This is a genomic window from Sphingomonas sp. A2-49 (assembly GCF_025548555.1).
Classification (GTDB): Bacteria; Pseudomonadota; Alphaproteobacteria; order Sphingomonadales; family Sphingomonadaceae; genus Sphingomonas.
Genome location: NZ_JAJLPA010000022.1, coordinates 1 through 20,420 on the forward strand (window position 1 = coordinate 1; position 20,420 = coordinate 20,420).

At 69.6% G+C, this 20,420-nt stretch carries 20 protein-coding genes and 1 tRNA gene; 9 read left to right on the plus strand and 12 right to left on the minus strand.

Annotated features, from left to right (window positions below):
- The coding region (locus LPN01_RS15015; protein ID WP_262829232.1) for a helix-turn-helix domain-containing protein at positions 1-217 on the minus strand (217 nt) is incomplete at its 3' end.
- 290 nt (positions 218-507) lie between these two features.
- On the opposite strand from LPN01_RS15015, the gene LPN01_RS15020 reads away from it, so the two are divergent.
- A complete protein-coding gene (locus LPN01_RS15020; RefSeq protein ID WP_262829233.1) occupies positions 508-1,539 on the plus strand; it encodes a cation diffusion facilitator family transporter in 1,032 nt (343 codons plus the stop codon).
- Here LPN01_RS15020 and LPN01_RS15025 read toward each other — a convergent pair.
- From LPN01_RS15025 to LPN01_RS15035, 3 genes are all read right to left on the minus strand, one after another.
- Positions 1,470-2,282 (minus strand): DUF1206 domain-containing protein, encoded by an 813-nt coding sequence (locus LPN01_RS15025; RefSeq protein ID WP_262829234.1) that lies wholly within the window; start codon positions 2,280-2,282, stop codon positions 1,470-1,472. The genes LPN01_RS15020 and LPN01_RS15025 overlap by 70 nt on opposite strands.
- 706 nt (positions 2,283-2,988) lie before the next feature.
- Positions 2,989-3,603: a DUF4893 domain-containing protein gene (locus LPN01_RS15030; RefSeq protein ID WP_262829235.1), complete on the minus strand. Its 615-nt coding sequence runs from the start codon at positions 3,601-3,603 to the stop codon at positions 2,989-2,991.
- On the minus strand, positions 3,600-4,385 hold the full coding sequence (locus LPN01_RS15035) for a 3-hydroxybutyrate dehydrogenase (protein ID WP_262829236.1): 786 nt from the start codon (positions 4,383-4,385) through the stop codon (positions 3,600-3,602). The genes LPN01_RS15030 and LPN01_RS15035 overlap by 4 nt, the downstream gene beginning before the upstream one ends.
- Positions 4,386-4,487: 102 nt before the next feature.
- Here LPN01_RS15035 and LPN01_RS15040 point away from each other — a divergent pair, with 102 nt between their 5' ends.
- Positions 4,488-5,390, plus strand: coding sequence for a neutral zinc metallopeptidase (locus tag LPN01_RS15040; protein ID WP_262829237.1), 903 nt, complete (start codon positions 4,488-4,490; stop codon positions 5,388-5,390).
- A 47-nt stretch (positions 5,391-5,437) separates the two neighbouring features.
- Here LPN01_RS15040 and LPN01_RS15045 read toward each other — a convergent pair whose 3' ends face one another.
- Complete coding sequence (locus LPN01_RS15045) at positions 5,438-6,433, minus strand: N-acetylmuramoyl-L-alanine amidase family protein (RefSeq protein WP_410482834.1); 996 nt, start codon at positions 6,431-6,433, stop codon at positions 5,438-5,440.
- A gap of 409 nt (positions 6,434-6,842) precedes the next feature.
- Here LPN01_RS15045 and LPN01_RS15050 point away from each other — a divergent pair, with 409 nt between their 5' ends.
- On the plus strand, positions 6,843-9,587 hold the full coding sequence (locus LPN01_RS15050) for an Rne/Rng family ribonuclease (RefSeq protein ID WP_262829289.1): 2,745 nt from the start codon (positions 6,843-6,845) through the stop codon (positions 9,585-9,587).
- 309 nt (positions 9,588-9,896) lie between these two features.
- Positions 9,897-10,277: an META domain-containing protein gene (locus tag LPN01_RS15055; protein ID WP_262829239.1), complete on the plus strand. Its 381-nt coding sequence runs from the start codon at positions 9,897-9,899 to the stop codon at positions 10,275-10,277.
- A gap of 123 nt (positions 10,278-10,400) precedes the next feature.
- Here LPN01_RS15055 and LPN01_RS15060 read toward each other — a convergent pair whose 3' ends face one another.
- Positions 10,401-11,390, minus strand: coding sequence for an NADP-dependent oxidoreductase (locus LPN01_RS15060; RefSeq protein ID WP_262829240.1), 990 nt, complete (start codon positions 11,388-11,390; stop codon positions 10,401-10,403).
- Positions 11,391-11,498: 108 nt separating this feature from the next.
- Entirely contained in the window at positions 11,499-12,707 is a 1,209-nt protein-coding gene (locus LPN01_RS15065) for a DUF2171 domain-containing protein (protein ID WP_262829241.1), read from the minus strand.
- Between the two features lie 249 nt (positions 12,708-12,956).
- Between LPN01_RS15065 and LPN01_RS15070 the strand changes: the two genes are divergently transcribed.
- The 3 genes from LPN01_RS15070 (at position 12,957) to LPN01_RS15080 (ending at position 14,603) form a co-directional block, all read left to right on the plus strand.
- A tRNA-Ala gene (locus LPN01_RS15070) sits at positions 12,957-13,032 on the plus strand.
- A 102-nt stretch (positions 13,033-13,134) separates the two neighbouring features.
- Positions 13,135-13,872 (plus strand): NUDIX hydrolase, encoded by a 738-nt coding sequence (locus LPN01_RS15075; protein WP_262829242.1) that lies wholly within the window; start codon positions 13,135-13,137, stop codon positions 13,870-13,872.
- The gene (locus LPN01_RS15080; RefSeq protein WP_262829243.1) at positions 13,872-14,603 is read left to right on the plus strand and encodes an extensin family protein; all 732 of its coding nucleotides are present in this window, start codon (positions 13,872-13,874) and stop codon (positions 14,601-14,603) included. The genes LPN01_RS15075 and LPN01_RS15080 overlap by 1 nt, the downstream gene beginning before the upstream one ends.
- Before the next feature lie 39 nt (positions 14,604-14,642).
- Here LPN01_RS15080 and LPN01_RS15085 read toward each other — a convergent pair whose 3' ends face one another.
- From LPN01_RS15085 to LPN01_RS15100, 4 genes are all read right to left on the minus strand, one after another.
- On the minus strand, positions 14,643-15,200 hold the full coding sequence (locus LPN01_RS15085; protein WP_262829244.1) for a hypothetical protein: 558 nt from the start codon (positions 15,198-15,200) through the stop codon (positions 14,643-14,645).
- A gap of 291 nt (positions 15,201-15,491) precedes the next feature.
- Positions 15,492-15,767: a hypothetical protein gene (locus tag LPN01_RS15090; protein WP_262829245.1), complete on the minus strand. Its 276-nt coding sequence runs from the start codon at positions 15,765-15,767 to the stop codon at positions 15,492-15,494.
- Between the two features lie 64 nt (positions 15,768-15,831).
- Complete coding sequence (locus tag LPN01_RS15095) at positions 15,832-16,617, minus strand: transglutaminase-like domain-containing protein (RefSeq protein WP_262829246.1); 786 nt, start codon at positions 16,615-16,617, stop codon at positions 15,832-15,834.
- Positions 16,618-16,700: 83 nt separating this feature from the next.
- Positions 16,701-17,453: a Bax inhibitor-1/YccA family protein gene (locus tag LPN01_RS15100; protein ID WP_262829247.1), complete on the minus strand. Its 753-nt coding sequence runs from the start codon at positions 17,451-17,453 to the stop codon at positions 16,701-16,703.
- Positions 17,454-17,585: 132 nt separating this feature from the next.
- Between LPN01_RS15100 and thpR the strand changes: the two genes are divergently transcribed.
- Both thpR and LPN01_RS15110 read left to right on the plus strand, forming a co-directional pair.
- Entirely contained in the window at positions 17,586-18,155 is a 570-nt protein-coding gene (thpR, locus tag LPN01_RS15105; protein WP_262829248.1) for an RNA 2',3'-cyclic phosphodiesterase, read from the plus strand.
- A gap of 23 nt (positions 18,156-18,178) precedes the next feature.
- Positions 18,179-18,715: a superoxide dismutase family protein gene (locus LPN01_RS15110; RefSeq protein ID WP_262829249.1), complete on the plus strand. Its 537-nt coding sequence runs from the start codon at positions 18,179-18,181 to the stop codon at positions 18,713-18,715.
- A 43-nt stretch (positions 18,716-18,758) separates the two neighbouring features.
- Here LPN01_RS15110 and LPN01_RS15115 read toward each other — a convergent pair whose 3' ends face one another.
- The gene (locus LPN01_RS15115; protein WP_262829250.1) at positions 18,759-20,330 is read right to left on the minus strand and encodes a spinster family MFS transporter; all 1,572 of its coding nucleotides are present in this window, start codon (positions 20,328-20,330) and stop codon (positions 18,759-18,761) included.
- Positions 20,331-20,420: the final 90 nt, after the last annotated feature.

Consider the following 20,420-nt stretch of genomic DNA (forward strand, 5'->3'; position numbering starts at 1 on the left):
CGCCCGGCTCGCCCGCGGTCAGCGCGCGTGGATCGAAGTCGTAGGATTCGGCGAGCTTGACCAGCAGCGCCGCCGACAGCGGCCGCTGGTTGCGCTCGACGAGGTTGAGGTAGCTCGACGAGATCGCGAGCGTCTCCGCCATCGCCGCCTGCGTCAGCCCGGCCTGGCGGCGCAATCGACGCACCGCGTGCCCGGCAAACAGTTTACGCTCCGCCATCCCGTCCTCCCGATCGCGTCGAAGCGTCGGACACGCCCGATCATTTGTCAAATCCTTACAGCGTGACGATCCGGCCTGTCTGCGTGGTGGACACGATGACATGCCCGCCGCCGTCGCGGCACTGCCCGACCGCCCGGTCCGCGGCTACCCACCGGTCGAGAGTTTCCTGGGGAGGAAAGGTGGCCGTCGGTGTTTCGTACACCGGCGGCCATTCCCGTTTGGCAACGGACCCGCACGCGCGGTTCGCGCGTAGCGTCACCGGCACGACGATACCGCCACGGGGAGCATGCATGGGCCAGGGACTGACCGCACGGATTCGCGAGAACATCGTGCTCTACGGCGCACTGGCCGCCAACCTCGGGATCGGCATCGCGAAGTTCGTCGCGGCGGGGATCACCGGATCGTCGTCGATGCTGACCGAAGGCGTGCACAGCTGCGTCGACAGCGGCAACCAGGTCCTGCTGCTCTACGGACAGCACCGTGCCAAGCGCCAGCCCGACGCGGTCCACCCGTTCGGTTATGGCCGCGAACTCTATTTCTGGGCGTTCGTCGTCGCGATCCTGATCTTCGCGGTCGGCGCCGGCGTCTCGGTCTACGAGGGCTATCTCCACATCGTCGAGCCGGAGCCGCTGAGCGACCCGCTGGTGAACTATATCGTGCTTGCCATCGCCTTTGCGCTGGAGGGGTCGTCGTGGTTCATCGCGATGCGCGAATTCGCCAAGGCGAAGGGCGACACCGGATGGTGGCGCGCGATCCGGCAGAGCAAGGATCCGGCGGGGTTCATCGTCCTCTTCGAGGATTCGGCGGCGCTCGCGGGTCTTGCGATCGCCGCGATCGGCGTCTGGGCGAGCCATGCGCTGGCCGATCCGCGGATCGACGGCGTCGCATCGATCGCGATCGGCCTGATCCTGGGGCTCGTCGCCGTCCTGCTCGCGCGCGAGGCGAAGGGGCTGCTGATCGGCGAGCGCGCCAATCCACAGGTGGTCGAGACGGTGCGCGCGATCATCGATCGCCACCCGGCGGTGACCTGCGTCAACCACGTCCGCACGATCCACACCGCGCCGGATGCGATCTTCGTCGCGGTCAGCGCCGATTTCGTCGACCACGTCACGATGGGGGAGGCGGAAACGCTGATCGAGCACCTCGAGGACGAATTGCGCGCCGCGGTGCCGCTGCTCAGTTCAATCTACATCCGCCCCGAAAAGCGCGAGAATGCGGCGACGCTGGCGCCGGCGGGTGATCGCCGCCGCGGTCAGTTCGCGAGGCGCGCCGCGCCGCGGCTCAACCGCTCGATCACCTGCGTATCGGTGATGCGGCGATAGACCGCCTCCACCGCGCTGAACACGCCGAACAGCAACAGCCCCGCCGCGACGGTGATGCGCAGGCTTTCGGGAAAGCTGTCGAGCGCCTGTTCCAGCCCGCCCGCGTCGGACGCGCGGCTGTTGCGGCTCGCCTGCGCCATGAACACGCCGGTCGCGGCAAAGACGATACCGCGCGCCAGATAGCCGGCACGCCCGACCCAGGCGACCCAGGCCTGTCCCGCCGCACGCGGTTCGAGATGCTTGAGGAACCCCAGCTTGACCGCCTTGACGATCTGGTACGCCGCCAGTCCGATGAGGACCGCCGCCACCACGATCAGCGCGATCCGGCCGCCAGGCCAGCGCAAGGCCGTCGATGCGCCCATCTCCGCGGCATTGCCCGCGCTGCGCTCGCCCCAGACGAGCAAGCGCACCGCCGCCCAGCACAGCGACAGGTGCACCACGCCCGATATCGCGCCGCCCAGTCGCTTGACGATCCCGCCCGCGCCGCTCCCCTGCCCCTCGCTGTCGACCGCGGCCTCGGACAGGCGCCACAGGCCATAGCCGGCGAAGCCCAGCGCCATCAGCGCCAGCACTATCCCGCCGCCCGTGCTCTGCACGAAACCGAGCGCGCCCTGGTTGTCCTCCGTCCGGCCGAGCCGCAGCGTCAGGTAACCGACCGCGCCATAGGTCACCGCGCGCGCCGCGAAGCCGAGCCGCGCCGCCATCTCCAGTCCGTCGATCCTGCCGCTCGCCCGTTGTGCCATGTCGTCGCCTCCCCGTGTCCGCACGCCAACCGTCACGCACCGGCGATCGTTCCGGCGCGGACCGCCGGCCCGGCCATGGTTGCACGGGATGCCGGCGCGCTGGTATCGGGGCGCGGATGCAACGCCTGCTCCTGCGCCTGCCGCGCGCCGCCGTGATGCTGTTCGCCCTGGCGCTGACGCCCGCCCCCGCCGGCGCCGCGGTGACGATGACCTTCTGGAGCCACGACTTCGGCAAGCATTTCCCGCATGCGCTCATCAGCCTGCGCGGAACGCCCGACGCCGGCGGCGCGGCGGTCGACCGCGTGCTGGGCTTCACCGCCCGGTCGCTGTCGCCGGCGATCCTGTTGGGGACGGTCCGCGGGCGCGTCGAATCGCCCGACCGCGGATATATGGACCAGAGCGTCGCCCAGTTCTCGGTCGTGCTCGACGATGCGCGCTACGCAAGAGTGGTGGCGCTGGCCGCGGCATGGGACGAGGCGACCGGCGACGCGCGGTACAATCTCAAGTCGCGCAACTGCGTCCATTTCGTCCGCGAAGCCGCGCGGATCGCGGGGCTCGCCGGGCTCGACCAGCCGCGGCTGATGAAGAAGCCGCGATCCTATCTGCAGGCGGTGGCGGCGGCGAACCCGGACAGGATCACGATCGTCGCGATGCGCGGCGATGCCTATCTGGCATCGCTGCCGCCGCTCGCCCCCGCCGATCCGCCCTATCCCCGCACGATCTCCATCACGTCGAGCGTCGACTGGAATCCCGGGAACGGCAGCACCAGCCGCCAGCGGGCCGGGCCGATGCGCTCGACCAGCCCCGCCATGTCGCGTCGTTTGTCGCGGCCGTAGCGCATCGGCCGGTCCTCGTCGCCGAGCGCCAGTGTGCCGAGGAAGACGGTGCGCGCATCGGTGCCGTCGTACAGATCGCCGCTGGCGCGCTGTTCGCCGTCGGTGACGAAGCGGCGGACGCCCGCCTCCTCGATCACGCGGCACCCCTGCCACGCGCCGCTCAGCAACGCGCGGGTGCCGGGCCCGACCCCGCCCAGTCGATGGACGCGGCACCGGTAGCTGCCGGGCCGCAGCGCCGCGCCCTCGATCGCGCGGTCGGGGTCGAACAGCGCCCGGTCGGCACGCAGCGCGGCGGCCCCGTCCGCCGTCGCGCCGACCTTGGCCAGCGCCTGCACCCAGGCGTCGCGCCAGCCGCGCAGTCGCTCGCGGTCCTGCCGCGTCGCGACCTTGCGCCAGTCGACGTCGACGTCCGCCTGCGCCCGGACCGCCGCGGTCGCGAGCAGCGCCACGGCGAGCGCGGGCAGCGCGACGCGCAGCGCCCTCATGCCGCGGTCCAGCCGCCGTCGACCGACATATTGGCGCCGGTGATCGCCTTCGCCTCGTCGCGGCAGAGGAACAGCGCGAGCGCGGCGACCTGTTCGGGGGTGACGAACGCCTTGGTCGGCTGCGCCGCGAGCAGCACGTCGTTCATCACCTGTTCGCGCGTCATCCCGCGCGCGGCCATCGTGTCGGGGATCTGCGCCTCGACCAACGGCGTCCAGACGTAGCCCGGCGAGATGCAGTTGACCGTGATCCCCGAGGTCGCGGTTTCGAGCGCCAGCGTCTTGGTGAGGCCCGCGATGCCGTGCTTGGCCATGACATAGGCCGACTTGTTGGGGCTCGCGACGAGGCTGTGCGCCGAGGCGGTGGTGATGAGACGCCCCCAGCCGCGCGCCTTCATGTGCGGGATCGCCGCCTTCGCGACATACCAGGCCGACAACAGGTTGATGCGGATGATCGCCTCCATCCGGTCGTCCGGGAAGCTTTCGATCGGCGAGACGTGCTGGATGCCGGCATTGTTGACCGCGATGTCGACGCCGCCCGTTTCGCGCGCGGCGCGATCGACCAGCGCGGCGATCTGGTCGGGCTTCGTCATGTCGGCGGGATCGTACAGCGCCGCCGCGCCGCTGGCGCCGGCGAGCTCGGCGCGGATCACCTCGATCGCGGCGGCGTCGCCGAACCCGTTGATGACGACGCTCGCGCCCTCGGCGGCGAACGCGCGGGCATAGGCGAGGCCGATGCCGGAGGTGGAGCCGGTGACCAATGCGGTCTTGCCCTTGAGGAACATCAGAACTCTCCTGTTGATCCCCGGTACCTGCGTCGATGCGCGGCCGGTTGCAACCGGGGGTGGTGTTCGGGCATTCGTAACGCAAGCTAAACGGAGCCTGCCATGCGCCTCGACGATTTCGACCCCAATATTGACGTCGGCGACCAGGGCAACCGGGGCGGTGGCGGTGGCGGCGGCGGCCTGCTGTTCGGCCTGCTGCCGCTGATCGGCAGCCGGTTCGGCTGTGGCGGGATCGTCGTCGCACTCCTGCTGTTCGCCGTGTTCGGCGGGCTGGGCAATCTGGGCAGCCTGGTCGGCGGCGGTGGCGGCAGCGGCACGCAGGTGACGCGCAACGCCCCCGCAGGGGGCACGTCGGCAACGCAGATCTGCACCTCCGATCCCGCCAAGAAGGCGGCGTGCGACGCATTCAGTTCCGCGCAGAAGACGTGGACGGCGCTGTTCGCGCAGAGCGGCGAACGCTTCCAGGCACCCGGCCTCCAGTTCTTCTCGCAGAACGGCCAGTCCGGTTGCGGCGCGGCCCAATCGGCCATGGGGCCCTTCTATTGCCCGACCGACCAGAAGATCTACCTCGACACCAGCTTCTTCGGCGAACTCGCCAACCGCTTCGGTGCCAAGGGCGACTTCGCGCAGGACTATGTGATCGCGCACGAGTTCGGCCACCATATCCAGAACCTGCTCGGCACGTCGGACAAGGTGCAGCAGATCCAGCGCAGCGCGGGTGAGGTCGAGGGCAATGCCGCCTCGGTCCGCCTCGAATTGCAGGCCGATTGCTATGCCGGCGTCTGGGCGGCGCAAAACCGCAGCCGGATGGAGCCCGGCGACCTCGAGGAAGGGCTGACCGCGGCGCATGCGATCGGCGACGACACCTTGCAGAAGGAAAGCCAGGGCCGCGTCGTCCCCGACAGCTTCACGCACGGCACGTCGGCGGAGCGCGCGAAATGGCTCCAGCGCGGCATCCAGAGCGGCGATCCGGCGCAATGCGACACCTTCTCCGGCGCGATCTGATCGATCCGCCGCGCTGGGCGCCGTTCCTGCCGCCGCCGGAGCGCCGTTCAGCGGCCCGCGAGCTGACGGGCGAAATGCACCTCGACCGCCCGCGTCACGCTGTCGGCGATCCGCTGGCGTCCGTCCGGGCTGTCGAGAAAGGCGGCGTCGACCGGGTTTGAGATATAGCCCGTCTCGAACAGGATCGAGGGCATGTCGGGCGCCTTCAGCACCATCAGCGACGCCATCCGGTGGAACACCGGCTTGGTCGGGATCCGCGGCCTGGCTTCGCGGCCGAGCAGGCGGGCGAAGGCCGCGGACGTGTTCATCGTCTCGCGCTGCGTCAGGTCGATCAGGATCGACGACACGTCCGCGCCCGCATCGCCCAGGTTGAGGCCGGCGATCACGTCCGCCTTGTTCTCCCGCGCCGCGAGCCGCGCCGCCTCCTTGTCGGACGCGACCTCGGACAGCGTATAGACCGACGCGCCCGACGCATCGCCGCTGCCGACGCTGTCGCAATGGATCGAGATGAACAGCGCCGCCTTCAGCCGGCGCGCGATCCCGTAGCGTTCGCGCAGCACGAGATAGCGGTCGTCGTCGCGGGTCAGCGCGACGCGCACGCGCCCGGTGGCGAGCAGGTCGTCGCGGATCGCCTGCGCGATGCGCAGCGTAACGTCCTTCTCGCGCAGGCCGTTGGCGGCGTTGATCGCGCCGGGATCGATCCCGCCATGGCCCGCGTCGATCACCACCAGCGGCCGGCTGTCGTCGCCACGCACACGCGGCAGCGTCATGCCGCGCGCGGGCGGCGGCACCGGCACCGACACCTTATATTGCGGCCGCCGGCCCCATCGGGCGATGTCGAGCGCCACGGCGTCGGGCACCGGGCCTCGATCGGCGACGGCGGGTCGCGCGCCCGACGCCGGCGGCGCGATCCCCAGGGCGACGGTCAGGAGCGCGGGCGCGAACACGTGATATCCTTGCCGCGACCGGGGGCTGCGGGTCCAGCGAAAAGCCATGCTCACCTCGTCCCGCGTCGCCACCGCGGGACGCCTGCCGCGCGTCATGCCGCAGCGTCCGCAAACGCGCGGTTAACGTACGCGAGCGGCAGGATTCTGCCGCTTCGGGCGGCAATGTGCTGCCAGTTGCGGTGCGGGTGTGGCGATGCTACCAATCACCGGCACCCGTGCGTCGCGCCAACCACAGGCGACGTGCAGGTCCCCGCGTCTTCCCGGCGCGGGTTTAACCAGGTTGACGCTCGCATGACGCACTTATCCAACGTTCGACACCGCCCGGCTTCGGCCGGCGGCGTGTCGGGCGTGTGGGAGGGCCGTGCCCCCCGACGTGCCGGGCGAGCAGACGCATCTTTGCCACATCGCGCCGGTTTGCCCGGCGCCACCTATCAACGCGCGTGCGCGCCCTTCGGCGATGCCGGTGGAGCGCCACGCGCGCGGAGACATTTCAATGACCACGCGTATGCTGATCGACGCACGCCACCGGGAGGAAACCCGGGTCGCCGTCGTCAAGAATAACCGGATCGAGGAATTCGATTTCGAGAGCGCCGAGCGCAAGCAGCTCAAGGGCAACATCTACCTCGCCAAGGTGACCCGCGTCGAACCGTCGCTGCAGGCGGCGTTCGTCGACTATGGCGGCAATCGCCACGGCTTCCTCGCGTTCAGCGAGATCCACCCCGATTACTACCAGATCCCCAAGGAGGATCGCGACGCGCTGCTGCGCGAGGAGGCGGAGCATGCCGCCGAGGAAGCCGCGCTGCGCGCCGAGCACGACGACGACGACCATGACGACGACGGCGATCACGGCGACGACCATGGCGGCGACGACCACGACGACGATTACGACGCCGACGACGGCGATGGCGACGCGGGCGAGGACGGCGAAGGCGCGGCCGAGCGACCGTCCAAGAAGGCGCGCAACGGCAACGACGATCAGGTGGAGGCCCTGCGCCAGCGTCGCATGAACCTGCGCCGCCGCTACAAGATCCAGGACGTGATCCGCCGCCGCCAGGTGCTGCTGGTGCAGGTCGTGAAGGAAGAGCGCGGCAACAAGGGCGCGGCGCTGACGACCTATCTCAGCCTCGCCGGCCGCTATTGCGTGCTGATGCCCAACACGTCGCACGGCGGCGGGATCAGCCGCAAGATCAGCAACGCCGCCGATCGCAAGCGGCTGAAGTCGATCATGGCCGACATGCAGCTGCCGCCGTCGATGGGCTGTATCGTGCGGACCGCCGGGCTCCAGCGCACGAAGGTCGAGATCAAGCGCGACTTCGACTATCTCGCGCGGCTGTGGGACGGCATCCGCGACGCGACGCTCGGCTCGTCGGCGCCGGCGCTGATCTACGGCGACAGCGACCTCATCAAGCGCGCGATCCGCGACATCTACAATCGCGAGATCGACGAGGTGATCGTCGAGGGCGAGGAGGGCTATCTCCACGCCAAGGAATTCATGAAGCTGCTGATGCCCAGCCACGCGCGCCGGGTGAAGCAATATGCCGACGCGGTGCCGCTGTTCCAGCGTGCGCACGTCGAGGACCAGCTGGCCGCGATGTACCATCCGGTCGTGCAGCTGAAATCGGGCGGCTATCTGGTCATCAACCCGACCGAGGCGCTGGTGTCGATCGACATCAACTCCGGCCGTTCGACGCGCGAGCACAATATCGAACAGACCGCGACCGCGACCAACCTCGAGGCCGCCAAGGAAATCGCCCGCCAGCTGCGCCTGCGCGACATGGCCGGCCTCGTCGTCATCGACTTCATCGACATGGACAACAATTCGAACGTCCGGAAGGTCGAGAAGGCGATGAAGGAGGCGCTGAAGGACGATCGCGCCCGCATTCAGGTCGGCCGCATCTCGTCGTTCGGGCTGATGGAAATGAGCCGCCAGCGCCTGCGCACCGGCGTGCTGGAGGCGTCGACGCGCGCCTGCCCGCATTGCGAGGGGACCGGGCTCGTCCGCACCGCCTCGTCCGCCGGCCTGTCGGCGCTGCGCATGATCGAGGACGAGGCCGCGCGCGGTCGCGGCTCGCTGCTGACGCTGCGCGCCAGCCAGGAAGCGACGATCTACGTCCTCAACCGCAAGCGCGCCGACATCGCCGAGATCGAGGACCGCTACGGCGTGCAGGTCGAGATCCTGCCCGATCGCGAGGAGGAGGGCGCGCGCATGTCGGTCGAGGCGTCGGGTCCGCCGCCCGCCTATGCGCCCAAGATCGAGGCGCTGATCGCCGAGGACTATGACGACGTCCCCGAGGAGATCGAGGAGGACGAGGAAGAGATCGTCGAAGAGGCGGAGGCCGAGGAACAGCCCCGCCGCGAAAGCCGTCCGCGCGAACAGCGCGAGGATGGCGAGGGTCGCGGTCGTGGTCGCCGCCGGCGTCGCGGGCGTCGCGGTCGCAAGGACGAGAATGGCGAGGGCGGCCAGGACGACGGCGCGCAGGACGACGCGCGCGGTCAGGACGAGGACGCACCCGTCGGCACGATCGATGCCGACCTCGACGACGGCGACGCGGTCAGCGATCGCGCCGACACCGGCGATGCCGAGTTCGCCGGCGAGCAGCCGCAGGGCGAGGGACGCCGCCGTCGCGGTCGTCGCGGTCGCCGCGGTGGCCGTCGTCAGGAGGGCACGCAGGACGGCGCCGATCGCGGCGCGACGGACCCGCAGTTCCCCGATGACGAGGCGGACACCGCACAGGACGAGCGCGAACCGATCGTCGAGGCCGGCGATGCCGGTCCGGTGACGACCGGGCTCGACGCCCCCGCCCCTGCCGTGGTCGAGGACGCCGTTCCCGTGGATGCGCCCAAGACGCGCCGCCGTCCGCGCGCACGCGCCGGCGCCCCGGCGGTCGATGCGCCCGTGGTCGAGGCACAACCCGTCGCCGAGGCCGCTGCCGCTGTGGACGCGGATGTGCCGGCCAAGCCCAAGCGCACCCGCAAGAAGGCGACGCCGGCCCCCGCCGCGACAGACGACGTGACGCCAGCCGCCCCGGTCGTCGAGGACGCACCCGCCGCCGGGGAAAAGCCGAAGCGCCGCCGCACGCGCAAGCCGGCCGCAACGGAGGAGGCCGCAGCCGTCGAGGATAGCGCGCCGGAACCGGTGGTGGCGGACGAGGCCCCCGCGGCCGAGGTCGCGGACACGCCGGCCGGCGGCAGCGACGACCCGGACGGTGCCCCGCGCCGCGGCTGGTGGCAGCGCACCTTCGGCGCCTGAACCCCTGACGACGACCCCTCCCGCTCACCCGAGCGGGAGGGGTTTTCGTTGGAACCGGACACGCCGCGGGATGGCCACGCCGGGGGGGGTCTGCGCAACATCACGAGGGGAACGGCCGCGTCGGGTCGCTCGACGGTCTACGCCGAACCATCCTCGATCTCAGCCTTGCTTTGAAAGCCCCGCGGTTCGTGCGGGTGGAATCCGCGGTGATTCACTTCCGATATTCGACCGATCCGCCTCGGTTACGGAAAACGGCCCGCACCAGCGATCCGGCATAGCGGCCGTTCCACCCGAAAAGGCACCACGCCAATGCTCGCTATCACGATGGCCATCCTGTTATCGACCGCGATCGGCGGGCGTGATCCTGCGACGTCGGGGACATATCCGGCAAACATGGCCGATCGGATTTGGGTGCTGCATCATTTCGATAATGTCAGCGTGTCGGACCCGAATGCCGCCACGCTCACGTTTCGGCGCGATGGCGGGGTCGAAGGAACGGTGTGCAACAACAGGGGGTCTTCAGGCTGGTGGTCCTGGTCCGCCAGGCGATCCGGCCGCGAAGGTGCCATCACCTATCGACCGGATGATCCGGGAAAATTGACCCTTTACACTTTGATCGGATGCCGCATCCCGGGGTCGGGAACGATCGGCGGAGATTTTTGGCAGAAAATGCGCTCTGCGACGTCCTGAAACGTATCGGCGTCGACATTGACGATCACGTTCGCCGATCGATCGTCGGCCACGCTCGTCCGTCGCGCAGAGCCGGAGCGGGCGCCATGACGCGAGATCGCCATCACGGCGCCCGCCCCCGTCCTACACGCGCACCAGCATCTTGCCGGTGTTGCCGCCGGTGAACAGCCCCAGGAAGGCGTCGGGCATGCTGTCCAGCCCGTCGAACACCGTCTCGTTGCGCTTGAGCTTGCCGTCCTTCAGCCATCCGCCCATGTCACGGTAGAATTCGGCGGCGCGGTCCATATAGTCGCTGACGATGAAGCCCTGGATGCGCATCCGCATCCCGATCAGCCGCGCCAGATAGCGCAATTCGGTCGCCTTGCCGCTGTTGTACACGTCGATCATGCCGCAGATCGCGAAGCGTGCACCCTGGTTGCCGTGCGCCAGCGCGGCGTCGAGATGCTCGCCGCCGACATTGTCGAAATAGACGTCGATGCCGGTCCGCGCGACCTCGCCCAGCGCCTTCACCACCGGCGTGCCGCCTTTGTAGTCGATCACCGCGTCGGCGCCGAGCGATTCGACCCATGCGCATTTGTCCGCGCCCCCGGCGGAGCCGATCACGCGGCACCCCTTCGCCTTGGCGATCTGCACCACGGTCGATCCGACCGCGCCCGCCGCAGCGGAAACGAAGACGGTATCGCCTTCCTTCGCGCCCGCGACCTCGAGGAGCCCGAAATAGGCGGTCATCCCCGGCATGCCGAGCTGGCCCAGATAGGCCTGCGGATCGACATCGAGCTGCGGCAGCGGCTGGACCTGATCGGCGGGCAGGATCGCCTCGTCGCGCCAGCCGGCGAAATGCTGGACGACGTCGCCCGGCGTGTAGCGGTCGGATCGGCTTTCCACGACCTTGCCGATCGCTCCGCCCTGCATCGGCGCGCCCAATTCAAACGGCGGCGTGTAGCTCTTCACGTCGTTCATCCGCCCGCGCATGTACGGATCGACCGACAGCCAGGTGTTGGCGATGCGGACCTCGCCGTCACCCAGATCGCGCGTGCCGAGATCGACGATCTCGAAATTGTCCATCGTCGGCGTGCCTTGCGGCCGGGACTTGAGACTCCATGCGCGTGCCATTCCTGCTCTCCTTGGTTCGTTGCCGCCAGCTTGGCCAGTTCAGTTGCATTCCGCAACGAAAAAGGCCCGGGAAATCCCGGGCCTTTCCGTCGGTTCGTCGCGTCCGGGTCAATAGGTGCCCGAGAAGCTCCGGTTGAGCGTCTTGCCCTCGTCACCGGTCGTCGCGGTGGTCGAGGATGCGCCCGAGGTGCCGGTCGATGCCGCGCCGGCGCTCGACCGCGTCGTCGCATCGCTGCCGGTCGTCTGGCCGTAGCGTGCACGGTCGTTGCCCTCGTCGCCGAACATCGCCTGGTTGCGTTCTTCGTCGCGCCATGCCTTCTTGGCTTCGGCGGCGGTCTTGCTCAGCGTGACCTTGCCATCCACCGTCTGCAGCCAGCTCGACGGGATCGAATGATGGCGACCCCCGGCATCGACGTCGTTCTTGGTCAGCAGGATGCGATCACCGCGCACCTTGTCGACCGTGCCGACATGCTCGCCGTCGGAACCCACGACGTCCATATGCTCCTCGACCGAGTTCAGCGAATCGCGCTGCGTCTGGCGCGTCGAGCGCCAAGATCCGAACTCGTTTTCGAACTTCGTCCGGTTTTCGCGGCGATATTCGTCATAATCGCGGTCCAGCGACTGGATCTGGCCGCGGCGCCAGCTGTGATAATCGTTGTCGCGGTCGGTGTCGTAACGATCGTCCATCCGCGAATCATATTCGCGACGGCGCTCGGCATCCTCGTCGCCGAACCACGAGCGGACCTCGTCGCCCGCGCGGGCGAGGAACCCGCGATCCTCATAGTCATAGCCCTGCGGCTGACGGCCATAGCCCTGCTGGCCCTGCGGCCGTCCGTAGGACGCCGGCCGCGATCCGCGGTCGCTGCGGTAATTGTCGTCGTCGGCGTGCTTGCGGCTGCCGAAATCCTCGAACGGGCGGCTGCCCGACCCGTAGCTGCCATGATATTCGCGCGGCGCATCGCGACCGGCATCCGCGCCATAGCGCTGGCGCTCGCCGTAGCGGCCGTCGGACTGGCTGTCGTAACGACCCGCCTGATCCCGGTCCTGGCGCGAAACCGCATCGCGGCCGTAGCCGCCCTGCCCGCCGTAATAGTCGCGCCCGCCGGCGGTGCCGCCGCCCTGATACTGGTCGCGCTGCGCGTAGCGCTGGTTGCCATAGTCGCGGCTGCCATAGCCCTGCCGCTCACGGTCGCGGTTGCCGTACTGGCCCGCGGTGCCATAGTCGCGCGCGCTGGAATAGCTGTCGTCGCGGCCGGAGCCGTAGTCGCGGCCGTAGTCCTGACGGTCGTCGTCGCGCGGATAGCGTTCGTAGCCCATGGTCATCTCCTGAAAGATCGTCCTGCGGGTGCGGGGCGCATCATTGGCTGCACGCCCCTGCTCCTGGGCTAAAAAAGGTCCAGCCGACGCTTCGTTCCTATCGTTGCCTGACCGCAACGACTTTGCGTCGCACGGGACGCCCGGCCGGTCGCAACCGATTTTTTTGAGATGGGGGACGCCCGCGGCCTGTTGCATCGCCCATGGAGGCTCGCTAATGGCGTCGCTCCGGCCAGGCCGGACCCGGGGTGCGGGGCTGTAGCTCAGATGGGAGAGCGCTGCAATCGCACTGCAGAGGTCAGGGGTTCGATTCCCCTCAGCTCCACCACCACCCCGCGCCGACGCTATCCTGCCCCTATACTCCCCCTGCCTGCGCGAACCCGATCGATCGGGTGACGCCGTTCGCGGTCGCCACGCGTTGGGACGCGGCATGCCCAACGATCCCATTCCCGCCGCGACCCTGATCCTGATCCGCGACCGCGCTGCGGGTCCGCCGGACCTGCTAGTGGTCGAACGGGCAAAGGCGATGGCGTTCGCGGGCGGCGCGATGGTCTTTCCCGGCGGACGTATCGACCCCGGCGACCGGGCGGCGGCGGCGGGCGACGACGATCGTGCCGCGCGGATCGCCGCGATCCGCGAGACGATCGAGGAAGCCGGCGTCGCGGTCGGCATCGTGCCGCCGCCCTCGCCCGCGCTGCTCGCCACGATCCGCCGACGACTGCACGACGGAGAACCGTTCGCGGCGATCCTCGCGGACGCGGGCCTGACGCTCGATCTCGACGCGCTGGTGCCGTTCGCGCGCTGGCTGCCGGCGCACGCGCACATGCGCATCTTCGACACGCTGTTCTTCCTCGCGCGCGCGCCCGACGACGCCGCCCCCACCGTCGACGAAACCGAGACCGTCCGGCTCGCCTGGACCGGTGCCCGGGCACTGCTGGACGATGCCGACGCAGGGCGCGCCACGATCATCTATCCCACGCGGCGCAACCTCGAACGGCTGGCGAGGTTTGCCAGCCATGCCGATGCGGTCGCGGATGCCGCGGCCAATCCGGTGCGGACGATCACGCCCTTCGTCGAGGAGCGCGACGGCGTGCCGCACCTCTGCATCCCCGCTGACTGCGGCTATCCGGTCACCGGCGAGCCGATGAGCGCGGCGATGCGCGGCTGATGCGGGCGCTGCGCCGGGCGATCGGCTGGTCGGCGGCGTGCCTCGCGATCCTCGCCGGGCTGCTGCTGTTGTGGGCGTGGGTGCGGGGACGGCCGCAGGACCTGCCGTGGACGCCGCTCGACCTGTCGCAACCGGTCGGCCTGTTTACCGGCGCCAAGCTCGCCGCGCTCGGCCGCGATTTTCCCCGCTGTCGCGCGCTGCTCGATGCCGCGGGCGTGCGCTACAACGTCCTGCCGCCGCGTACCGATGGCGGCCGGTGCGGCTATGCCGACGGCGTGCGCTTCGCTGCGGGCGGATCGCGGCGCATCGGCCTGCGGCCGGCGGAGCTCGGGGTCGCCTGCCCGGTCGCCGCTGCGCTGGCCAAATGGGAATGGGACGTCGTCCAGCCCGCGGCGCAGCGCCGCTTCGGCCGCCGCGTCGCGACGATCGACCATTTCGGCAGCTATTCCTGCCGCCGCCTCTACGGCCGCGACGCGGGCAGCTGGAGCGAGCATGCCACCGCGGATGCGGTCGACATCGCCGGTTTCCGCCTGTCCGACGGCACACGCGTCACGGTCGTCGGCGACTGGTCGGGCGGCGGTGCGAAGGCGGCGTTCCTGCGCGACGTGCGCGACGGGGCATGCACGCTGTTCGCGACGACCCTGTCGCCCGACTACAACGCCGCCCACCGCGACCACCTGCACCTCGATCAGGCCGATCGCGGCCGCACGGGCTGGCGCGCCTGCCGGTGACGTCCTGCGCTCCGGCCCCCCGGCGGAGCGCAGGCGCGGTCAGTGCGGCAGCGCCGCCGAACCGCTGTCGACCTTTTCGACCCAGTGCGGGAAGAACGCGGGCTGACGGTTCGACCAGCCGGACGCGGTCGCCGCCGCCTCGCTGATCGACTGGAGCAGCTTGCGACGCAGCTCCGGGTGAAGATGCGGCAGCGCCGCGGCGGCGCAGAAGGCGCTCGGCAGCCACGGCCGCGCCGCGGCGCCGATCAGGCGCTCGTAGAGAAAGCGGAATGCCGAAAAGCTCGTCAGCCGCCCCTGCCCCAGGTCGAAGCCCACCAGCGTCACCAGCGGCGCGAGAAACGGCTCCACCGCGGCGAGATCGGCATCGTCGGGCACCAGCAGCCGCAGTTCGGGCAGTGCACGGTACAGACGCGCCTGCGCGCGGATGCTCGCCGCCTCGACGACGTCGCGCGACCAGCGGGCCATCGCGTCGTCGCGATCCAGCCCGATGTCGAGGCTGCGCCGGATGTAGCGCTGCGTCGAACTCGGGAACGCTGCGAATTCCTTCATTTCGGCCAGCGTCATCGCGCCTTCGGCCGGTCTCATCTTGGCACCCATGATCGTGACCCCACCCCGCAGTGAACAATATCGCGACCATGGCACAGGATGGTTAACAGCCGCCTTAACGCCATCGTCTTGCGATGGTCACAAAGCATCACGAAACCTGTTGCACCGCAACATCGGATGCGACGAGCGGAGCCGCACTCGTCGCAAAGCCCGTGGGGTGCGACCCGCGGGCAACAAACGTGCGGCGCGGGTTAACGGCGGCCACGCCTGCCGATCCGGGGGCGCACATACGAAAACGGCGGCCCGAACCGGACCGCCGCTCCCGTTAGAACTGTGCGCAAGTCACTGCTGACGCGCGCGTTCCGCTTCCTCGTCATAGCCCGACGACGGCGCCGGGCCATGGTTGTGCACCGGCTGGGTCGACGATGGCGGGTCGCTTGCGTCCATCGATTCGTCGAGGCCCGCGTCCAGGCGCGCATCCGCGCTCTCCGGGTTCTTTTCCAGCCGCTTGTTGATCGCCTTGTCCTGGCCCGCGTCCTGACGCGGATCGCGCTCCTGGCCGTTGGCGGTCGGCGCGACCGACAGGCTGTCCAGCGCCTTCTCGTCGATACCGGTCATATGACACCCTCCTGTGATTACAGATGCAGAACGATCGCCCGATCGTTTCCGTTCCTGTCCGACGTCATCCGTCGGCGCGGGTGACGCGCACGTCCTGGCGGACGAACTGCGCCTCGCCGAATACGGTCATGAAGGCGATGTCGGTCGCATCGCGGCCGACGCAGACCCGCGCGATCGTATCGGCGGGGGCCATGCCGGTCGCGTCCACCAGCCGCCACGCGCCGTCGAGCCACATTTCGGCCACCGCATGGAAATCGGGCGGATCGACGCCGGGCGCATAGGCGGCGACGCAGCGTGCCGGAATCTCCCCCGCCCGCGCGAGCGCCACCAGCAGGTGCGCATAGTCCCGGCACACGCCCGACCGGCTGGCGAACGTGTCGAGCGCCGTCGTCTCGCCGCTGCTGCTGTTCGACCGGTATTCGAGTGCCCCCGCCACCCAGTCGGTCAGCGCCGCGGCGAGCGCACCGCCGGTCAGCCGGCCGAACTCGCGGCGGACGAACCCCTCCAGCCGGTCCGATTGGCAATAGCGGCTCGGCAATAGGTAAGGGACGAGCGCGCCGTCGAGGTCGCGCACCGGCGTCGCCGGCAGCACGCCGATCGACGCGTCGGTGCGGACGACATCGACCGTCGCGCGATATTCCGCCTTCAGCCAGCTGTCGGCGCGGATCCAGCAGCGCTGGCCGATCCCGTCCTCGCCGCGCACGGCGGCGATGGGATTGTCGCTCCATACCGTCAGCGCTTCCGATACGATCCGCTGGTCGGGCATCGCCGCCGCCTCGATCTGCAACAGCACGTCGGCGGGTGGTCCGATGATGGCATAGTCGAGATCGACGGCGATCGTGAGCCGCATGGGGGCCGGTCCTTCAGGCAAAAAAAGAAGAGCCCGGCGGCATCGGCCACCGGGCTCCGGTCATCGACGTTCGATGGGCTGCGTCAGTTCCGCTGCGATCCGAACAGGCGCAGGACGAACAGGAACATGTTGATGAAGTCGAGGTACAGCGACAGCGCCGACATGATGACCGCCTTGCCCACCATGTCGCTGCCCGCGACCTGGAAGTACAGGCTCTTGGTACGCTGCGTGTCATAGGCGGTGAGGCCCGCGAACAGCAGCACGCCGACCGCGCTGATGACGAGGTTCATGACGCCCGACTGGAGGAACATGTTGATGACGCTCGCGACCAGCAGGCCAACGACACCGATGATGAGGAACGTGCCGAACGCCGACAGGTCGCGCTTCGTGGTGTAGCCGTAGAGGCTGAGCGCGGCGAAGCCCGCCGCGGTGGCGAAGAACGCGCCCGCGATCGACGTCCCGCTATAGACGAGGAAGATCGTCGAGAGCGACACGCCCATCAGCACCGCGAAAGCCCAGAACAGCATCTGCAGCGTCGCCGTCTTCATCCGGCCCTGCCCGAAGCTCATCGCGAAGACGATCGCGAGCGGCGACAGCGCGACGATGAAGCCCAGCATGCTGGTGCGGCCGGTCGGGCCGACCAGCGCGTTGACCGCGCCGCTCGAGGCGAACAGCAGCGCGACGATGCCGGTCAGCAGCACGCCGGAGGTCATGTAATTGTAGACCGACAGCATGTACGAGCGCAGACCCGCGTCATAGGCGCCGCTGCGCGCTGTGTCGGCGCGCGCGGCTCCGAATGGCGCGGCGCTCGGCCGGGGGTCAGACCAGTTTGCCATGGTATCCGAAACTCCTTTGCCGACCTGATGTCGGATGACCGAAATATCGGCTTCGCCCGGTCGCATTTCAAGCGAAACCGGATATGTTGCCGATACGGGGCAATAGAACATTACAAAGGGGCTTTCGTTCACATGCCGCGCCTGTTCGTCGCCCTGCGCCCGCCCCCCGACATCCGCCGATTGCTCGACGGCGCGATGGGCGGCGTACCGATGGCGCGGTGGCAGGACGACGCGCAGCTCCACTGCACGCTGCGCTTCATCGGCGAGGTCGACCGGCCGCAGGCGGAAGACGTCGCCGCCGCGCTGGCGAGCGTCCACGCCCCCGCCCCGGTCGTCCGGGTGGCGGGCGTCGGCCGGTTCGCGCGACAGGGCCGCACCGACACCCTCTGGGCCGCACTCGCCGGCGGCGGCGATGCGCTGCACCACCTCGCGCGCAAGATCGACCAGGCGTGCATCCGGGCGGGACTGACGCCCGAGCGCCGCGCCTACATGCCCCACATCACGCTCGCGCGCCTGCCGCGAAGCGCCGGCGCGGCGCCGGAGATCGCGGGCTGGCTCGCGGCCCACGCCGGGCTGGCGACGCCCGCCTTCGCGATGCCGCACCTCATGCTCTATGAAAGCCACCTCGGCCATGGCGGCGCCATCTACGAGCCCGTCGTCCGCTGGCCGCTGGAACCACCGGCGACCGCGCCGGGTTCGTGACCTCGATCAGGGAGAAATCGACCATGCGCACTATCTTCGTCCTCGCCGGCCTGTCCACGCTGGCCCTTGCCGCCTGCACCCGCGACGAATCGGTCGCGGTCGGATCGCCGACCCCGGGCGGCGCGCGGGCCACCGCATCGCTGAAGACCGCGACCGGCGCCGACGCCGGTCGCGCGACCGCGACCGAGGTCGCCGGCGGCATCCGCTACACGCTCGACGTCAAGGGCCTGCCCGTCGGCACGCATGGCGCGCACGTTCACATGATCGGCCGCTGCGACGCCCCCGACTTCACCACCGCCGGGGGCCATTGGAACCCGACCGCGATGAAGCACGGCAGCATGAATCCGCAGGGGCCGCACGAGGGCGACCTGCCCAACCTGATCGTCGGATCGGACGGCCGCGGCACGCTGGGCATCACCGTGCCCGGCGCGACGATGGCGGGGCTGCTCGATGCCGACGGCGCGGCGATCGTCGTCCATGCGGCGGCCGACGACCTGATGACCGATCCGTCGGGCAACAGCGGCGGGCGGATCGCCTGCGGCGTGTTCGCCGCCGCCTGACGGCGCGTCCCCATCGCCGCGTCGTTGCGGCGATGGGGACGGGTCAGATCGCTTCGCCCGCCGCCCGCGCCCGCGCCTCGCGCGATGCCTCCGCCTTGGGCACCAGCCGATAGGCGGCGATCGCGCAGCCCAGCGTGATCGGCATGACCGCGAGCAGCGATAGCATGCCGACCGACAGGCTGCCCGACAGCGTCGAGATCCGGCCCGCCAGATAGGGCCCCATCGCAAGGCCCATCAGCGTCGTGCCGATGAAGAAGGTCGCGGTCGCGGTGCCCCGCATGCGCGGCAGCACGAGGTCCTGCGTCGTCGCCGCCGCCGAACCGAGGGCGCCGCTGGCCGTCAGCCCGGCGAGGAAGATGCAGGGATAGAAGACCCAGACGCTGCTCGCGGTGAACGCCCCGATCAGGAACGGCACGGGCACGGTGGCGCCGAAGATGACGACGATCAGCCGCCCGGCGGGGTCGGCACGCCGCAACCGGTCCGCGACGACGCCGCCGATCGTCAGCCCAAGGAAGCCCGACAACGCGCCGCTGCTGCCGAGGAACAGCCCGGCGCGCGCCGGCGTCTCTGCCAGTTCGCGCATCACATAGGGCGCCGCCCAGAAGCTCGACGCATAGCTCAGGAACGCGTTCAGGCCGTATGCCACGACGGTGCACAGGAACGCCGGCGTGCCGACGATCAGCGCGAAGGTCGCCGGATCGCGGCGCTTGAGCGCGCAGGCCCAGGAAAACACCGCGTAGACGCCGATTCCGATCGCCAGCCATTGCGGCTTGGGTTCGCCCAGTCCGATCAGCAGCGCGACGGTCGCGACGACGGCGGCGAGCCCGGTCAGGTTGACCAGCAACGCCCGCGTGCCGCCCCGCGCCGCGCCGATGATCGTCAGCGGCGGGATGATCGTCAGCAATTCCTCGAAAAAGGCGCGGAACGGCGCGGGGTGCCGTTCGGGTTCGGGCAACCCCTCCACCAACCCGCGGATCGGCTCGCGCACGGTGGCGATCCATGCCGCGACGATCAGTCCGGGCAGACCGACCGCGAGGAACGCCGCCTGCCACCCGACCAGCCCGAGCGGGCCGCCGCCCGGCCAGGCCCGGTTCCAGCCCTGGACGATCAGGCCGCCGATGAACAAGGAACAGCCCCCGCCGACGTACAGCCCGGCCGAATAGATCGACAGCGCCGTGGCGCGCAGGCGCTTGGGAAAATAGTCGGAAATCAGCGAGTAGGCAGCCGGACTTGCAGTCGCTTCGCCGACGCCGACGCCGATCCGCGCCGCCGCCAGCTGGCCGCCGGTACGCGAGAATCCCGACAATGCGGTCATCGTCGACCAGAGGGCCAGACCCACCGTCATCAGCCGCACGCGGTGCCAGCTGTCCGCCAGCCGCCCCAGCGGGATCCCGAACAGCGCGTAGAATACGCCGAACGCGGTGCCGTACAGGAACCCCAGATCCTCGTCCTTCAGGTGCAGGTCGCGCTTGATGTCTTCGGCCAGGATCGAGATCACCTGGCGGTCGATGAAGTTGAGGACATAGACGACGAACAGGATGCCGAGCACGTACCAGGCGTAGCGCGATGCCTGCTGGCCATCCGCCAGGGGCTGTTGCGGGGCTGGGGTCGCCATCTACCTCTCCGTTCGGTTTTGCCGGAGGCTAACAGACGAACGCCGGAGCGGTAACCCGGAAAACGATACCCGATATTCTAAAGACGATGC

Bases quoted from the DNA above. Each gene is read 5' to 3' on its own strand.
- LPN01_RS15020 (WP_262829233.1), top strand. From the start codon at position 508: ATGGGCCAGGGACTGACCGCACGGATTCGCGAGAACATCGTGCTCTAC.
- LPN01_RS15025 (WP_262829234.1), bottom strand. From the start codon at position 2,282: ATGGCACAACGGGCGAGCGGCAGGATCGACGGACTGGAGATGGCGGCG.
- LPN01_RS15030 (WP_262829235.1), bottom strand. From the start codon at position 3,603: ATGAGGGCGCTGCGCGTCGCGCTGCCCGCGCTCGCCGTGGCGCTGCTC.
- LPN01_RS15035 (WP_262829236.1), bottom strand. From the start codon at position 4,385: ATGTTCCTCAAGGGCAAGACCGCATTGGTCACCGGCTCCACCTCCGGC.
- LPN01_RS15040 (WP_262829237.1), top strand. From the start codon at position 4,488: ATGCGCCTCGACGATTTCGACCCCAATATTGACGTCGGCGACCAGGGC.
- LPN01_RS15045 (WP_410482834.1), bottom strand. From the start codon at position 6,433: ATGACGCGCGGCAGGCGTCCCGCGGTGGCGACGCGGGACGAGGTGAGC.
- LPN01_RS15050 (WP_262829289.1), top strand. From the start codon at position 6,843: ATGCTGATCGACGCACGCCACCGGGAGGAAACCCGGGTCGCCGTCGTC.
- LPN01_RS15055 (WP_262829239.1), top strand. From the start codon at position 9,897: ATGCTCGCTATCACGATGGCCATCCTGTTATCGACCGCGATCGGCGGG.
- LPN01_RS15060 (WP_262829240.1), bottom strand. From the start codon at position 11,390: ATGGCACGCGCATGGAGTCTCAAGTCCCGGCCGCAAGGCACGCCGACG.
- LPN01_RS15065 (WP_262829241.1), bottom strand. From the start codon at position 12,707: ATGGGCTACGAACGCTATCCGCGCGACGACGACCGTCAGGACTACGGC.
- LPN01_RS15075 (WP_262829242.1), top strand. From the start codon at position 13,135: ATGCCCAACGATCCCATTCCCGCCGCGACCCTGATCCTGATCCGCGAC.
- LPN01_RS15080 (WP_262829243.1), top strand. From the start codon at position 13,872: ATGCGGGCGCTGCGCCGGGCGATCGGCTGGTCGGCGGCGTGCCTCGCG.
- LPN01_RS15085 (WP_262829244.1), bottom strand. From the start codon at position 15,200: ATGGGTGCCAAGATGAGACCGGCCGAAGGCGCGATGACGCTGGCCGAA.
- LPN01_RS15090 (WP_262829245.1), bottom strand. From the start codon at position 15,767: ATGACCGGTATCGACGAGAAGGCGCTGGACAGCCTGTCGGTCGCGCCG.
- LPN01_RS15095 (WP_262829246.1), bottom strand. From the start codon at position 16,617: ATGCGGCTCACGATCGCCGTCGATCTCGACTATGCCATCATCGGACCA.
- LPN01_RS15100 (WP_262829247.1), bottom strand. From the start codon at position 17,453: ATGGCAAACTGGTCTGACCCCCGGCCGAGCGCCGCGCCATTCGGAGCC.
- thpR (WP_262829248.1), top strand. From the start codon at position 17,586: ATGCCGCGCCTGTTCGTCGCCCTGCGCCCGCCCCCCGACATCCGCCGA.
- LPN01_RS15110 (WP_262829249.1), top strand. From the start codon at position 18,179: ATGCGCACTATCTTCGTCCTCGCCGGCCTGTCCACGCTGGCCCTTGCC.
- LPN01_RS15115 (WP_262829250.1), bottom strand. From the start codon at position 20,330: ATGGCGACCCCAGCCCCGCAACAGCCCCTGGCGGATGGCCAGCAGGCA.